13 protein-coding genes are annotated in these 14,793 nt (G+C 65.4%); 9 read left to right on the top strand and 4 right to left on the bottom strand.

The window, feature by feature from the left end:
* Positions 1–64 precede the first annotated feature (64 nt).
* On the bottom strand, positions 65–1,384 hold the full coding sequence (locus IB256_RS13940) for an NAD(P)/FAD-dependent oxidoreductase (protein ID WP_192402929.1): 1,320 nt from the start codon (positions 1,382–1,384) through the stop codon (positions 65–67).
* A gap of 150 nt (positions 1,385–1,534) precedes the next feature.
* Entirely contained in the window at positions 1,535–2,023 is a 489-nt protein-coding gene (dadR, locus tag IB256_RS13935) for a transcriptional regulator DadR (RefSeq protein WP_015479539.1), read from the bottom strand.
* 172 nt (positions 2,024–2,195) lie between these two features.
* On the opposite strand from dadR, the gene IB256_RS13930 reads away from it, so the two are divergent.
* The 9 genes from IB256_RS13930 (at position 2,196) to IB256_RS13890 (ending at position 11,820) form a co-directional block, all read left to right on the top strand.
* On the top strand, positions 2,196–4,760 hold the full coding sequence (locus IB256_RS13930) for a YdbH domain-containing protein (protein WP_192402927.1): 2,565 nt from the start codon (positions 2,196–2,198) through the stop codon (positions 4,758–4,760).
* A gap of 18 nt (positions 4,761–4,778) precedes the next feature.
* Positions 4,779–4,970 carry a YnbE family lipoprotein gene (locus IB256_RS13925; RefSeq protein WP_081515164.1) on the top strand — a complete coding sequence of 64 codons (192 nt, stop codon included), beginning with the start codon at positions 4,779–4,781 and terminating at the stop codon, positions 4,968–4,970.
* Positions 4,971–4,984: 14 nt separating this feature from the next.
* Positions 4,985–5,329, top strand: a complete 345-nt coding sequence (locus tag IB256_RS13920) for a YdbL family protein (protein ID WP_081515165.1) — start codon at positions 4,985–4,987, stop codon at positions 5,327–5,329.
* Positions 5,330–5,690: 361 nt separating this feature from the next.
* Complete coding sequence (gene dadA / locus IB256_RS13915) at positions 5,691–6,986, top strand: D-amino acid dehydrogenase (protein ID WP_192293566.1); 1,296 nt, start codon at positions 5,691–5,693, stop codon at positions 6,984–6,986.
* Entirely contained in the window at positions 6,961–7,314 is a 354-nt protein-coding gene (locus IB256_RS13910; RefSeq protein ID WP_192402925.1) for a RidA family protein, read from the top strand. The genes dadA and IB256_RS13910 overlap by 26 nt, the downstream gene beginning before the upstream one ends.
* A gap of 79 nt (positions 7,315–7,393) precedes the next feature.
* The gene (gene alr, locus IB256_RS13905; RefSeq protein WP_192293564.1) at positions 7,394–8,473 is read left to right on the top strand and encodes an alanine racemase; all 1,080 of its coding nucleotides are present in this window, start codon (positions 7,394–7,396) and stop codon (positions 8,471–8,473) included.
* A 163-nt stretch (positions 8,474–8,636) separates the two neighbouring features.
* A complete protein-coding gene (locus IB256_RS13900; RefSeq protein ID WP_024762080.1) occupies positions 8,637–9,185 on the top strand; it encodes a cupin domain-containing protein in 549 nt (182 codons plus the stop codon).
* Positions 9,186–9,357: 172 nt separating this feature from the next.
* On the top strand, positions 9,358–9,786 hold the full coding sequence (locus tag IB256_RS13895) for a c-type cytochrome (protein WP_045217660.1): 429 nt from the start codon (positions 9,358–9,360) through the stop codon (positions 9,784–9,786).
* A 198-nt stretch (positions 9,787–9,984) separates the two neighbouring features.
* Complete coding sequence (locus tag IB256_RS13890; protein WP_318652559.1) at positions 9,985–11,820, top strand: acetyl-CoA hydrolase/transferase C-terminal domain-containing protein; 1,836 nt, start codon at positions 9,985–9,987, stop codon at positions 11,818–11,820.
* A gap of 61 nt (positions 11,821–11,881) precedes the next feature.
* Here the strand turns inward: IB256_RS13890 and IB256_RS13885 are convergent, their stop codons facing one another.
* Together IB256_RS13885 and rep are read right to left on the bottom strand one after the other, a co-directional pair.
* Complete coding sequence (locus IB256_RS13885) at positions 11,882–12,457, bottom strand: xanthine phosphoribosyltransferase (protein WP_192402923.1); 576 nt, start codon at positions 12,455–12,457, stop codon at positions 11,882–11,884.
* Positions 12,458–12,653: 196 nt separating this feature from the next.
* A complete protein-coding gene (gene rep, locus IB256_RS13880) occupies positions 12,654–14,663 on the bottom strand; it encodes a DNA helicase Rep (RefSeq protein WP_138217085.1) in 2,010 nt (669 codons plus the stop codon).
* Positions 14,664–14,793 lie beyond the last annotated feature (130 nt).

Below are 14,793 nucleotides of genomic sequence, written 5' to 3'. Positions count from 1 at the left end.
AGTCTCCGACAAGCCCGCCGGTGACGGGCTGCGGAAGATTCTAGCCGGTGGATCGCGCAGGCGGTCAGCCGCCGAGGGTTTCCTTGAAGCGGTACCAGGCCATCCCTAAGGCCAGCAGCGGCGAGCGCAGCAGCTTGCCGCCGGGGAAGGTGATGTGCGGCACCTTGGCGAACAGCTCGAAGCCGCTGCCCTGCTGGGCGGTGATGGCTTCGGCGAGCAGCCTGCCGGCCAGGTGCGTGGCGTTCACCCCGTGGCCGGCGTAGGCCTGGGCGAAATACACATTGGGCTGGTCAGGCAGGCGGCCGATCTGCGGCAGGCGGTTGGCGCCGATGCCGATCATGCCGCCCCACTGGTAGTCGATGCGCACGTTTTCCAGGTGCGGGAACACCTTGAGCATCTTCGGTCGCATGTAGGCGGCGATGTCCGCCGGGTCGCGCCCGGAGTAGTGGCAGGCACCGCCGAACAGCAGGCGGTTGTCGGCGGAGAGCCGGTAGTAGTCCAGCGCCACGCGCTGGTCGCACACCGCCATGTTTTGCGGCAGCAGGGCGTGGGCCTGCTCGGCGGACAGCGGCTCGGTGGCGATCACGTAGCTGCCGGCAGGCAGCACCTTGCCGTCGAGATAATGGTTCAGGCCGTTCTGGTAGGCATTGCAGGCGATTACCAGGGACTTGGCGCGCACGCTGCCCTGGGCGGTGCGCACGCGCACTTCGCTGCCGTAGTCGATGCCGGTGACGGCGGAGTGCTCGAACAGCTTCACGCCCAGGCTCTGCGCCGCGGCGGCTTCGCCCAGAGCGAGGTTGAGCGGGTGCAGGTGGCCCGAGCCCATGTCCACCATGCCGCCGACGTACTGGTCGGAGCCGACGATGGAGCGCATCTGATCCTGCGGGATCATGCGCAGTTCGTGGCGGTAGCCGAGGCTTTTCAGCTCGTCGAAGTCCTCCTGGAAGCCTTCGACGTCCGAGGGCTTGTTGGCCAGGTCGCAGTAGCCCCAGGTCAGGTCGCAGTCGATGGCGTATTTTTCGACGCGCTGGCGGACGATCTCCACCGCTTCCAGGCCCATCAGCTTCATCGCGTGGACGCCGTCGGCGCCCACCACCGGCTCGAACTGTTCCAGGCCGTGGCCGACGCCGCGGATCAACTGGCCACCGTTGCGACCGCTGGCACCCCAGCCGATCTGATGCGCTTCCAGCAATATCACCGAGAGCCCGCGCTCCGCCAATTCAATGGCCGTGTTCAGCCCGGAGAAGCCACCGCCGATGACGCATACATCGGCCTTTTCCTCGCCCGCCAGGGGCGGTACTTCGAGGCGGCGATTGACGCTCGCGGCATAGTAGGACGGGGCGTGGCGGTCGGTGTGCACCGGCTGGTGAACGCGGGCGTTCATGTGCGATATCCTGATTTTTGTGTTGTTAAAATTTTACGCAGGATAAACGCCGACTTCCCGCCCAGCCAATAGCTGCACGGGAAAAAACGCCGGGAAGTCGTAAATAGATCTTTTGAGATTGCCGCGAACGGCGGGGAATCAGACCGCTTTTCAGTCCGGGATGGGCAGGGTGAGGCTTTCCTTCACCTCTTCCATCACGATGTAGCTCTTGGATTCGCGAACGTGGGGCAGCTTGAGCAGGATGTCGCCCAGCAGCTTGCGGTAGGAGGCCATCTCCGAAATGCGCGCCTTTACCAGGTAGTCGAAGTGGCCCGACACCAGGTGGCACTCCAGCACGTGGGGCAGCTTGAGCACCGAACGGCGGAAGTCCTCGAAGGTGTCGCCGGACTTGTAGTCCAGGCTGATCTCGACGAACACCAGCAGGCTGGCCTTGAGGTACTGCGGGTTCAGCCGGGCGTTGTAGCCCATGATGATCCCCTCGCGCTCCAGCCGGCGCACGCGCTCGGTGCACGGCGTGGTGGAGAGGCCGACGCGCTCGCCCAGTTCGGTGAAGGAGATGCGACCTTCCTCCTGCAGGATACGCAGGATGTTGCGGTCGATCTTGTCCAGTTCGCGGCGGCTTTGATGCTGGGTTCTCATGGGTATGACTCTGAAGTCGAGCGATGAGCTTTGGGGGAATGTCGGCAATATAGTCGGTTGTGCAGGGAATATCACTGGCATCCCTTGAACTTCCCGCGCCGGACGGCCAGCCTGTAGGCCAAGGCTTTGCCCCTGTCGGGCGAAGCCGGCCGCTTTCTGCCGAGGCTTTCGTATGTCGCTGCCCCGTCTGCGCACCGTTCTCCTGCTGCTGTTGCTGCTTCTGGCAATGGCGGCCGGCGCGGCGTGGCTGGCGGTTCCGCGCCTGCTGGGGAATGCCGGAGTCAGTGTCGAGCAGTGGCAGGGGCTGGGCATTTCCCGCGAGGGCCTGACGCTTCAGCGCCTGGCCCTGCAGCGGCAGACGCCGGATGGCTCACGACTGGCGATCCAGCTGCAGGACCTGAGTGTCGGCTGGCCCGAGCATGAAGACGGACGCTGGCGCCTGAAGGAGCTGGCTGCCCGCAGCATCGATATCCGCCAGTGGCCGGGGCAGGGCGCGCCGGAAGAAGATGCCGGGCTGCCGGATATCACCCAGCTTAACCGCTGGCTGGCTCTGCTGCCCGGGCGGCTGGCGCTGGAGCGCGTCGCCGTCGAATTGCCCTGCGCCCGCGAGCAACGCTGTACGCTCAATGGCAGCGCGCACTGGCAGCAGATCCAGGGCGGTGCCGCGGCACTGGGCGGCGAGCTACGCCAGGGCGGACAGCAACTGGCATTCAACGGCCTGCTGCAACCGGGCGACGGCCAGTGGCGCCTGCAACTGGACAGCTACCTGGACAACGAGCCGCTGCTTTCCCTGGATTCCAGCTGGGCGCCGGCCAGCCGCCAGCTCAGCGGCAGCATTGCCAGCCCCGCCGTGCCACCGGTGCAGGCGGTGCGCAATTGGTTGGGCATGTGGTTGCCGACACCGAACCTGCCGTTGCCGATCCCCGAGGCCGGGCGTCTGCGCCTGAGCTGGGACACCCAGCTGGCCGGCGACGCCGCCTGGCCGGACTGGCCGGGCCTGCGTGATGGACGCGGCAGTATCGACCTGTCCCTGCAGCTACCGCAGCCCTGGCCGCTGCCGGGCGCGGGCAACCTGCAGGGCGACCTGAGGTTGATCGCCAGCGCGACCGATAGCGGCTGGCGCCCTTCGGTGGTCAGCGGTGATCTGCGCCTGTCCGATCTTTACGGCGACTGGTTGCAGGCGCTGCCGGTCGGCCTGCGCCCGGCACGCCTGACGTTGCATCTGGAGCCCGGCGTGGAAGAAGAGGTGGGCAGCGTGCGCGCCGACCTGCGCGCCGTGGGTGCCGCCGACCTGCGCCTGCGCTCCCGCGTGGCCCTGCTGGAGGCGACCCCGCTGGCGCTGCAACTGAGCGATTCGCGGCTGGAAGGGAAGGTCCCGCACCTGGAAATGGCCGGCCTGCGCGGCGACAACAGCCGACTCGACCTGAGCTTCGACGGTCGGATCGATCAACAGTCGGCGAGTTTCAACCTGGCCGACGGCGCGCAGTTGCAGGTCGGCACGCTGACCGGCCCGCAGTCGCTGAAGGCCAGCAAGCTCGCCGCCACGCTGGGTAAAGCCACGCTGAGCCTGGGCTACGCCAGTGACACGCCGGCCACCCTGCAATTCAACGCCCCGCTGAAACTGGCCGTAGGCGAGTTGCGCCAGTCCCACGTCAAATCGCTGTCCTGGAATGCCATGGGCACACTGGCGGCGAGCCTCGAAGCCCAGCAGTTCAAGGGCCGGCTGCTCAACAGCGGTGGCCTGAATGCGGAGGTCGAGCTGAGCCACTCGATGAAGCAGGGTGTTGCCCTGGTCGCGCGGCAGCCGGAGTTCTTCCTGCGCACCGGCAACCCGCTGGAGAAGTCCCTGGGCGACTGGCCGGGCCTGCTCAGCCTGAACAACGGCAAGGCGAGCTTCGACCTGAACTGGCGCCTGCCGCCGGGCGCCGCGACGCAGAGCCTCGACCTGAACCTGCGCGGCAGCGGGCTGGAGGGCGTCTACGATCGCAGCGAGGTGCATGGCCTCGACCTGCAGGCGAAGTTCGCCCTGAAGGGCTCGCAGATGGCGCTGCATCTGCCGCAGGTAAAAGTCGCCACGCTGAACCCCGGCGTCACCCTCGGCCCGCTGTCCCTGCAGGGTAATTACAAGGCCTCGCTGGCGGCGCCCCTGGCGGGCCGGGCCGACTGGCAGCAGGCGGAGCTGGGACTGTTCAAGGGGCGCGCCTGGTTGCCGGCCGGGGCCGTGGATCTTTCTGCGCTGGGGCAGGGTCTTACCCTGAAGCTGGAAGGTCTGGCGCTGGAGGCGATCCTCGCGGCCTATCCGGCGGAGGGCCTTTCCGGCAACGGCATCATCGACGGCAACCTGCCGCTGGGTCTACACGAGGGCAAGCTGGTGATCCGCAATGGCGAAGTGGCCGCGCGGCAACCCGGCGTGCTGCAGTTCCGTTCGCCGAAGATCCAGTCGCTGGGCCAGAGCAACCCGGCCATGCAGCTGGTGGCCACCGCCATCGACGATTTCCGCTACGACAAGCTGAGCAGCCGCGTGGATTATGATGAATCCGGCAAGCTGCTCCTCGCCCTGAGCCTGAGCGGGCGCAATCCCGAGCTGGAGCAGGGGCGGCCGATCAACCTCAACGTCAATCTGGAGGAGAACGTGCCCAAGCTGCTCACCAGCCTGCAACTGAGCGACCGGGTCAGTGACACCATCCGCAAGCGCGTGCAGGAACGCCTGCGCAACGACCCAGCCGCCGCGCCATGACCGCAAGGAGATCCTGAAATGCGCCTCCGCGCCCTATTCGCCCTACTGCTCCTGGCCGGCCTTGCCCAGGGCTGCACGCCCACCGTGCAGCTGGCAGCGCCCAAGGAGCCGATCAACATCAACCTCAACGTGAAGATCGAGCACGAGATCTATATCAAGGTCGACAAGGCGCTCGACGGCATCATCAACGAGAACAGTGGCCTGTTCTGAGAAGGAGCCTTTGCATGAGATTGCACCGCAAACTGGGCGTCGCGCTGGTCGCCCTCTGCCTGAGCCTGCCGGTCATGGCCATGAGCCTGGAGCAGGCGATGTCCGCGCTGGGCAGCGCCAAGTCCCAGGGGCTGGTCGGCGAGCAGGCCGACGGATACCTCGGCGTCGTGAAGAACGGCGGTGATGCCGCCGATGTCGCCGCGCAGATCAACGCCGCGCGCCGCGCCGAGTACCAGAAGGTCGCCAGCCAGAGTGGCGCCACCCTCAAGGACGTGGAATCCCTGGCCGGCAAGAAGGCCATCGAGCGTACGCCGTCGGGGCAGTACGTCCAGGTCAATGGTCAGTGGGTGCGCAAGTAAGCTTGCCAAGGGGATTTCCCTGCCTGTCGCCGCTTGTCGGGGCAGGCGGGGTGGGGCGGCCCGGTAGCAGGTAAGTCCCGTCCGCAATGGGGCTGGCGCGAGAAGTTCTGGTCGATCTCATTCCGTTCGCTATTTCCTCTGGGTCTGGTGAAATTTTCGCCAGATCCTCGACCATCCGGTCTCGGGTAAAATGGCGCTATTCCTGGTGGATGTCCCTCCGTTAAAGCGACTTTTGCCAGGAATTTCCGTCAAAACACGCATCGCATTCAGTGAATATCGCTGAGCTCGACTTCCTATACTGCGCGCATCTACGTTCAGAATAAGAAACGTCAGCGCCCCCGGCGCGACGTAGGAGGCAAAGATGCGCGTTCTGGTGCTTGGCAGCGGTGTGATCGGTACCGCCAGTGCTTACTATCTCGCCCGTGCCGGCTTCGAAGTGGTCGTCGTCGACCGCCAGCCCGGCCCGGCCCTTGAAACCAGCTTCGCCAACGCCGGCCAGGTTTCCCCTGGCTACGCCTCGCCCTGGGCTGCCCCGGGCATCCCGCTCAAGGCCATGAAATGGCTGATGCAGACCCACGCCCCGCTGGCCATCAAGCTGACCGGCGACCCCAGCCAGTACACCTGGATGTGGCAGATGCTGCGCAACTGCAACGCCAAGAGCTACGCGGTGAACAAGGAGCGCATGGTCCGCCTGTCCGAGTACAGCCGCGACTGCCTCGACGAACTGCGTGCCGAGACCGGCATCACCTACGAAGGCCGCTCCCTGGGTACCACCCAGCTGTTCCGCACCCAGGCCCAGCTGGACTCCGCTGCCAAGGACATCGCCGTCCTGGAAAGCACCGGCGTGCCCTATGAAGTGCTCGACCGCGCCGGCATCGCCCGCGTCGAGCCGGCCCTGGCCAAGGTGGCCGACAAGCTGGTCGGCGCCCTGCGCCTGCCCAACGACCAGACCGGCGACTGTCAGATGTTCACCACCAAGCTGGCCGAGATGGCCAAGGCCCTGGGCGTGGAGTTTCGCTTCGGCCAGGACATCCAGCGCCTGGACTTCGCCGGCGACCGCATCAACGGTGTCTGGGTCGATGGCCAACTGGTTACCGCCGACCGCTACGTGCTGGCGCTTGGCAGCTACTCGCCGCAGATGCTCAAGCCGCTGGGTATCGACGCCCCGGTCTACCCGCTCAAGGGCTACTCGCTGACCGTGCCGATCACCAACCCGGACATGGCGCCGACTTCGACCATCCTCGACGAGACCTACAAGGTCGCGATCACCCGCTTTGACCAGCGTATCCGCGTCGGCGGCATGGCGGAAATCGCCGGCTTCGACCTGTCGCTGAACCCGCGCCGCCGTGCCACCCTGGAAATGATCACCACCGACCTCTACCCGGAAGGCGGCGACGTCAGCCAGGCGGAGTTCTGGACCGGCCTGCGCCCGGCCACCCCCGACGGCACCCCGATCGTCGGCGCCACCCGCTACCGCAACCTGTTCCTCAACACCGGCCACGGCACCCTCGGCTGGACCATGGCTTGCGGCTCGGGTCGCTACCTCGCCGACCTGATGGCCAAGAAGCGCCCGCAGATCAGCACCGAAGGTCTGGATATCTCCCGCTACGGCTCTGCCTCGGAGGCCCACAATGGCCATCCTGCGCCTGCACACTAACCAGCGGATGAGCCAGGTTGTCGTCCACAACGGCACGGTGTACCTCGCCGGCCAGGTGGCAGACGACCTCTCCGCCGGAGTCGAGCAACAGACCCGCGAAGTCCTCGCCAGCGTCGAGCGCCTGCTCGAAGAAGCCGGCACCGACAAGTCGCGGGTGCTCTCGGCAACCATCTACCTGAAAGACGTCGCCGCCGACTTCTCCGGCATGAACGGCGTCTGGGACCAGTGGGTCCCGCAGGGCTGCGCCCCGGCGCGCGCCACCGTCCAGGCGGCGCTGTGCTACCCGGAGATCCTCGTCGAGGTCTCCATCGTCGCCGCACTGCCCTGATCGTTTGCGTGGCCCGGCCGGAGCGCCGGGTTCTTTTTGTCCGTCGTTTTTGTTCCGTACACCATAAGAGAGCCTCGCCATGCGTCCCGCCCGTGCCCTGATCGACCTCGCCGCCCTGCGCCACAACTACCGCCTGGCCCGTGAAGTCACCGGCGCCCGAGCGCTGGCAGTGGTCAAGGCCGATGCCTACGGCCATGGCGCTGTCGTTTGCGCCAAGGCGTTGGAAGGCGAGGCCGACGGTTTCGCCGTGGCCTGCATCGAGGAAGCGCTGGAACTGCGCGAAGCCGGCATCCGTGCGCCGATCCTGCTGCTCGAAGGCTTCTTCGAAGCCAGCGAGCTGGAGCTGATCGACGCCCATGACTTCTGGTGCGTGGTGCACTCGGCCTGGCAGCTGGATGCCATCGAGCGCGCCCGTCCGAGCAAGCCGCTGACCGTGTGGCTGAAGATGGACTCGGGCATGCACCGCGTCGGCTTCTTCCCGCAGGACTACGCCGCCGCGCTGGCGCGCCTGAAGGCGCTGCCGCACGTGGCCAAGGTCGTGCTGATGAGCCACTTCTCCCGCGCCGACGAGCTGGACTGCGCGCGCACCGAGGAACAGGTCGCCGCCTTCCAGGCCGTGCGCGAAGCCGCAGGCCAGGGGCACGAGATCAGCCTGCGCAACTCCCCCGGCATCCTCGGCTGGTCCGACGTGCCCAGCGACTGGGTGCGCCCCGGCATCATGCTCTACGGCGCCACCCCCTTCGAACAGGCGCACCCGCTGGCTGACCAGCTGCGCCCGGTAATGACCCTGGAATCCCAGGTCATCAGCATCCGCGAACTGCCGGCCGGCGAGCCGGTGGGTTATGGCGCGCGCTTCATCGCCGACCGCCCGGTACGCGTCGGCGTGGTCGCCATGGGTTACGCCGACGGCTATCCGCGCCATGCGCCGGACGGCACGCCGGTGTTCATCGACGGCAAGCCCAGCCGCATCATCGGTCGTGTGTCCATGGACATGCTCACCGTGGACCTGACCGACCTGCCCAGCGCAGGCCTGGGAAGCCGCGTGGAACTCTGGGGCCCGAACGTGCCCGCCAGCCAGCTCGCTGCCCTGTGCGGCAGTATTCCCTATCAGCTGTTCTGCAACCTCAAGCGCGTCCCGCGGGTCTACGCAGGCGAGTGACGGATACCGCCCGTAAAGTTTGCGCAGGATCGGCGGGCGATCTGTTGTAAATACTGAACGGTGTTGCCATGATACGTGGCACTTGGAACCCGCTCGGCACAAGCCGTTGCGGGTTCTGCCTTTCAGAGCCTGCCTGATCACAAGAATAAGGAGGACCCCACCCTTGGACGTCGGTGCTCGTCTGCAAGCCATCCGTAAGCTCAAAGGTTTGTCCCAGCGCGAACTCGCTAAACGGGCGGGTGTTACCAACAGCACAATCTCGATGATCGAGAAGAACAGCGTCAGCCCCTCCATCAGCTCGCTGAAGAAAGTGCTGGGTGGTATTCCGATGTCCCTCGTGGAGTTCTTCTCCCTGGACCTGGAACAGAGCAGCAACACTCCTGTGGTCTACAAGGCAGACGAACTCAGCGACCTGTCCAGCGGCTCGATCATCATGAAGCTGATCGGCAAGGACTACCCCAGCCGCGCCATCACCCTGCTCGACGAGACCTATCCGCCGGGTTCCGATACCGGTGACGACATGTACGCCCACGAAGGCGAAGAGACCGGCGTGCTGGTCGAAGGCCGTCTGGAACTGACCGTCGGCGACGAGACCTTCGTCCTTGAATGCGGCGACAGCTACTATTTCGACAGCACCAAGCCGCATCGCTTCCGCAATCCGTTCGAAGCCCCGGCGCGGCTGATCAGCGCGACCACACCGGCAAATTTTTGAACAGCCGGTAGGACCGGCCAGATCAGCTGCGACCTAATGCCGCAAACGCCGGCTAGGTGGCGCAATTGTTTCGAGCTTCCCGGCTTTGCCGTTATACTTGCGCCCGCTCGCGCGGCCCGAGACTGTGACTGCACCGCGACCGGGCGTGATAAGCCACGATGAGGGTGAAAGGGTGAACCTGATTAGAAAAATCCTGGCAGCCCAAGCTGCCGTACTGGCCCTGTGGGCAGTGAGCGTTCAGGCCGCGACCAACGATGACGCCATTGCCAAGCGTCTCGAACCTGTCGGCAAAGTCTGCGTCCAGGGCAAGGAATGCGAAGGCGTTGGCGCCGTAGCTGCTGCCGGTGGTGGCGGTGCTCCGCGTTCGGGCGAAGAGATTGTCGGCAAGGTCTGCACCAACTGCCATGGCAGCGGCCTGCTGGGCGCGCCGAAAGTCGGCGACAAGGCTGACTGGGGCAAGCGTGCGAAAGAGCAGGGCGGCCTCGACGGCCTGCTGGCCAAGGCCATCTCGGGTATCAACGCCATGCCGCCCAAGGGCACTTGCGCTGATTGCTCCGATGACGAGCTGAAAGCTGCGATTCACCACATGTCCGGCCTGTAACAGCCGACCTGTGCGAAAAAGCCGCCCAAGGGCGGCTTTTTCATGCCCGCGATTTGTCACCTGGTGAGTCGCGGGAGCAACTTTTGCGTCAAGCCGGTCCAAACTCCTGTCGTTGAAACGAACCAGGAGGGACGCCCGGTGCAATCCTGCTCGATCGAAACTGCCGTCGAAGAACTGCTGCAACGCCTGGACGGGCACATCCGCCTCGGCCTGCCGCTCGGGCTGGGCAAGCCCAATCAGCTGGCCAACGCGCTGTACCGGCACATCCGCGAGAACCCGCGCCGGCAGCTGACGCTGTATACCGCGCTATCACTCGGCCGTCCGCAAGCCGGCGGCGAGCTGCAGCGGCGCTTCCTCGAACCCTTCGTCGAGCGCATCTACGGCGACTACCCCGAGCTCGACTACCTGCACGATCTGCGCAGCGGCAGCCTGCCGGAGAACATCCGCGTCGAGGAGTTCTACCTGCAGCCCGGCAGCCTGCTGGACAGCGCCCCGGCGCAGCAGAACTACATCAGCTGCAACTACAGCCACGTGGCGCGCGATATCAACGCCAAGGGCGTCAACGCCGTTGCCCAACTGGTGGCCCGCGACCCGGCGCGACCGGGCAAGCTCAGCCTGGCCTGCAACCCGGACATCACCCTCGACCTGCTGCCGATGCTGCAGCGTCGCCGCGCGGCCGGCGAAACCATCGTCACCATCGGCGTGGTTCACGACCAACTGCCCTACATGCCCGGCGACGCCGAGGTGGACGAGGACTTCTTCGACCTGCTGGTGGATGCGCCGGGCGACAGCAGCACGCTGTTCTCCACGCCCAACCTGCCGGTTGGCCTGCAGGACCATTGCATCGGCCTGCACGCCAGCGCTCTGGTGCGCGATGGCGGCACGTTGCAGATCGGCATCGGCTCCATGGGCGACGCTCTGACCTCGGCGCTGCTCACCCGCCAGCGCAACAATGACGGCTACCGCGCGCTGCTCGACGGCCTCGACTCTACCGCCCGGCACGCCGGGCTGATCGAGCGCGACGGTGGCCTCGGCGTGTTCGAACAGGGCCTGTACGGTTGCAGCGAGATGTTCGTTCCCGGCCTGTTGGCGCTGGCCGAGGCCGGTGTGTTGAGCCGGCGTGTTGCGGCACGGCCGGGCTCGTCGCCCAGCCAGCCGGGCGTCTGGCTGCACGGTGGCTTCTTCCTCGGTCCGCAGGCCTTCTACCGACGTCTGCGCGAAATGCCCCGCGAGGAACTGGCCGGGATCGGCATGACCGGCATCGGCTTCGTCAACAACCTCTACCGCGACGAGGAGCTCAAGCGTGAGCAGCGCCGCGACGCGCGTTTCATCAACAGCGCCTTCACCGTCACCCTGCTGGGCGCCGGCGTGGCCGACCAGCTGGAGGACGGCCGCGTGCTCAGCGGCGTCGGCGGCCAGTACAACTTCGTCGCCCAGGCCCATGAACTGGAAGGCGGGCGCTCGATCCTGATGCTGCGCAGCTGGCGCGAATCCGAAGGCGAGCTGAGTTCCAACATCGTCTGGAGCTACGGCCACACCACGATCCCCCGGCACCTGCGCGACATGGTGGTGACCGAGTACGGCGTGGCCGACCTGCGCGGCAGGAACGACGCCGAGGTGATCGCCGCACTGCTGGCCATCGCCGACTCGCGTTTCCAGGATGAGCTGATCGCCCAGGCCCAGGAAGCCGGCAAGCTGCCGAAGAATTTCGAACTGGACGAGCGCTACCGCAACAACACGCCGGAGCGCCTGCGCGAAGCGACTCAGGGGTTGCGCCAGTTGCTGCCGGAATTCCCGCTGGGCTGCGACTTCACCGATTACGAGCGCGACCTGCTTCGGGCATTGGGCTGGCTGAAGAGCAAGCTGCGCCTGAGCGAGATTCTCGAACTGGGCAAGGCGACCCTGGACGCGCCGGAGCCGGAGGCTTTCCCCGCGCACCTGGAGCGCATGGGGTTGGCGAAGCCGGAAGGTTTGCGCGAGGAGTTGTACCAGCGCCTGGTGCTGGCTGGCCTGAAGGCCAGCGCCCGGCCATAGGAGCGCAGGCATGAAAAAAGGCGGGCCCTGTCGGCGCCCGCCTTTTTCGTGGAGCGGTGGATCAGTCCTCGAGGAACTCGACCTGACCATTGGCCAGGGACTTCACGCGAGCCAGGGATTCCACCCGATAGCCTTCGCTTTCCAGCAGGGCACGACCTTCCTGGAAGGACTTCTCGATGACGATGCCCAGACCGGCGACGCTGGCGCCTGCCTGCTGGATTAGGTCGATCAGCGCCTTGGCGGCATGGCCGTTGGCGAGGAAGTCGTCCACCACCAGCACGTGGTCGGCGGCGGTCAGGTGCTTGGCGGAGATGGCGATGGTGCTTTCGGTCTGCTTGGTGAAGGAGAAGACCTTGGAGATCAGCAGGTCGTTCTTCAGCGTCAGCGACTGGAACTTGCGGGCGAAGATCACCGGGATGCCCAGCTCGAGGCCGGCCATGACCGCCGGGGCGATGCCCGAGGCTTCGATGGTGACGATCTTGGTGATGCCCTGGTTCTTGAAGCGTTCGGCGAGCTCGTGGCCGATCAACTTCATCAGCGCCGGGTCGATCTGGTGGTTGAGGAAGGCGTCTACCTTGAGGACCTGTTCGGAAAGAACGATGCCTTCGCTGCGAATTTTGTCTTTGAGAGTGTTCACGGGGGTGCTTCCGAAAGCGGCTGTCGCTGATGAAGCGCGTAATTCTACAACGCCATTGGTCTTCTGCGCGACGTTCCGACCAATGCAATTGCTGATCGAGTGGACAGTTTTTCGATGGGCGGAAGAGGCAACCCCCCTGTAGGAGCGGGCAATGCCCGCGATCGCGCGCACGGCGCGCTCCTGCAGGTGTAGCGGCTCAGCGCTTGAGCATCGCCCGGATATCCGCCAGCGCCGAGTTGCCCTTGGCGACCTTGACCTCCTGCGGCGCGTCCTCCTGGCCTTCCCAGACCAGGTCTTCGGGCGGCAGCTCGTCGAGGAAGCGGCTGGGCGAGCAGTCGATGATCTCGCCGTACTGCTTGCGCTTGGCGGCGAAGGTCATCGCCAGGTTCTTCTTCGCCCGGGTGATGCCCACGTAGGCCAGGCGCCGCTCCTCCTCGATGGTGTCGGCCTCGATGCTGGAGCGGTGCGGTAGGATTTCCTCTTCCACGCCGAGAATGAACACGTAGGGGAATTCCAAGCCCTTGGAGGCGTGCAGGGTCATCATCTGCACACCGTCCGCGCCTTCTTCCTCTTCCTGCTGGCGCTCCAGCATGTCGCGCAGCACCAGCTTGGCGATGGCCTGCTCGATGGTCATGTCGCCTTCTTCATCGCGCTCCAGAGTGTTCTTCAGCGCCTCGATGAGGAACCAGACGTTGCCCATGCGGAAGTCGGCGATCTTGTCGCTGGAGGCGTTCTGCCGCAGCCAGTTCTCGTAGTCGATGTCCATCACCATGCTGCGCAACGCACCGATCGGGTCGCTGCCCGCGCACTGCTCGCGGACCTTGTCGATGAAGCGCTTGAAGCGCTGCAGGCGCTCGATGTAGCGGGCGTCCAGGTGCTCGGACAAGCCCAGCTCGCCGGAGGCGTTGAACATCGAGCAGCCGCGCTCGGTGGCGTAGTTGCCGAGCTTTTCCAGGGTGGTGGAGCCGATCTCCCGGCGCGGCACGTTGATCACGCGGAGGAAGGCGTTGTCATCGTCCGGGTTCACCAGCAGGCGGAAATAGGACATCAGGTCCTTCACTTCCTGGCGTCCGAAGAAGCTGGTACCGCCTGACAGGTGATAGGGAATCTGGTGGTGCTGAAGTTTCAGCTCGATCAGCTTCGCCTGATAGTTGCCCCGGTAAAGGATGGCGAATTCGCTGTAGGGCCGCTGCGTCTTCAGGTGGATGGTGAGGATTTCCATCGCCACCCGCTCGGCCTCGGACTCCTCGTTGCGGCAACGGATCACCCGGATCGGGTCGCCTTCACCCATCTCGCTCCACAGCTGCTTCTCGAACACGTGGGGGTTGTTGGCGATGAGGATGTTGGCGCATTTGAGGATGCGGCTGGTGGAGCGGTAGTTCTGCTCCAGCATCACCACCTTCAGCGAGGGGAAGTCTTCCTTCAGCTGCATCAGGTTTTCCGGGCGCGCGCCGCGCCAGGCGTAGATCGACTGGTCGTCGTCGCCCACCACGGTGAAGTGCGCGCGCTGCTGCACCAGCATCTTCACCAGCAGGTACTGGCTGGCGTTGGTGTCCTGGTATTCGTCCACCAGCATGTAGCGCACGCGGTTGCGCCACTTGTCGAGGATCTCCGGGTGCTCCTGGAACAGCTTCACCGGCTGCAGGATGAGGTCGTCGAAGTCCACCGCGTTGTACGCCTTGAGCGTGCGCTGGTAGTGCAGGTAGACCATCGCAGCGGTCTGTTCCTTGGGGTTGCGCGCCTTTTCCAGCGCCTCTTCCGGAAGGATCAGGTCGTTCTTCCAGCTGCCGATCAGGCCCTTGATCTCGTCCAGACCGTCATCGCCGGAATATTCCTTCTGCATGATGTCGGTCATCAGCGCCTTCACATCGCTCTCGTCGAAGATCGAGAAGCCGGGCTTGTAGCCCAGGGCCGCATGTTCCTTGCGGATGATGTTCAGGCCCAGGTTGTGGAAGGTCGAGACGGTCAGGCCCTTGCCCTCGCCGGGGCGCAGCAGGGTGCTGACGCGCTCCTTCATCTCGCGGGCGGCCTTGTTGGTGAAGGTCACGGCGACGATGTACTGGGCGCGGATGCCGCACTGCTGGACCAGGTAGGCGATCTTGCGGGTGATCACGCTGGTCTTGCCGGAGCCGGCGCCGGCCAGCACCAGGAGCGGGCCGCCGACGTAGTTCACGGCCTCTTGCTGCCGGGGATTGAGTCGGGACATGAAAGGCGGGGTCTGTAGTGGAGCGGGCGCGTATTCTAGCAGGCCGTGCCGGGCGTCGGGGTGCCGCTCGGAATAGCGGCGATCTGTGACACGATCGTACTTATGTGTTTTGGATAAATCTGTACATGTA

The sequence above is a fragment of the Pseudomonas sp. PDM17 genome, from assembly GCF_014851985.1.
In the GTDB taxonomy this organism is placed as follows: Bacteria; Pseudomonadota; Gammaproteobacteria; order Pseudomonadales; family Pseudomonadaceae; genus Pseudomonas.
This window is presented reverse-complemented; position numbering and strand designations above follow the sequence as displayed.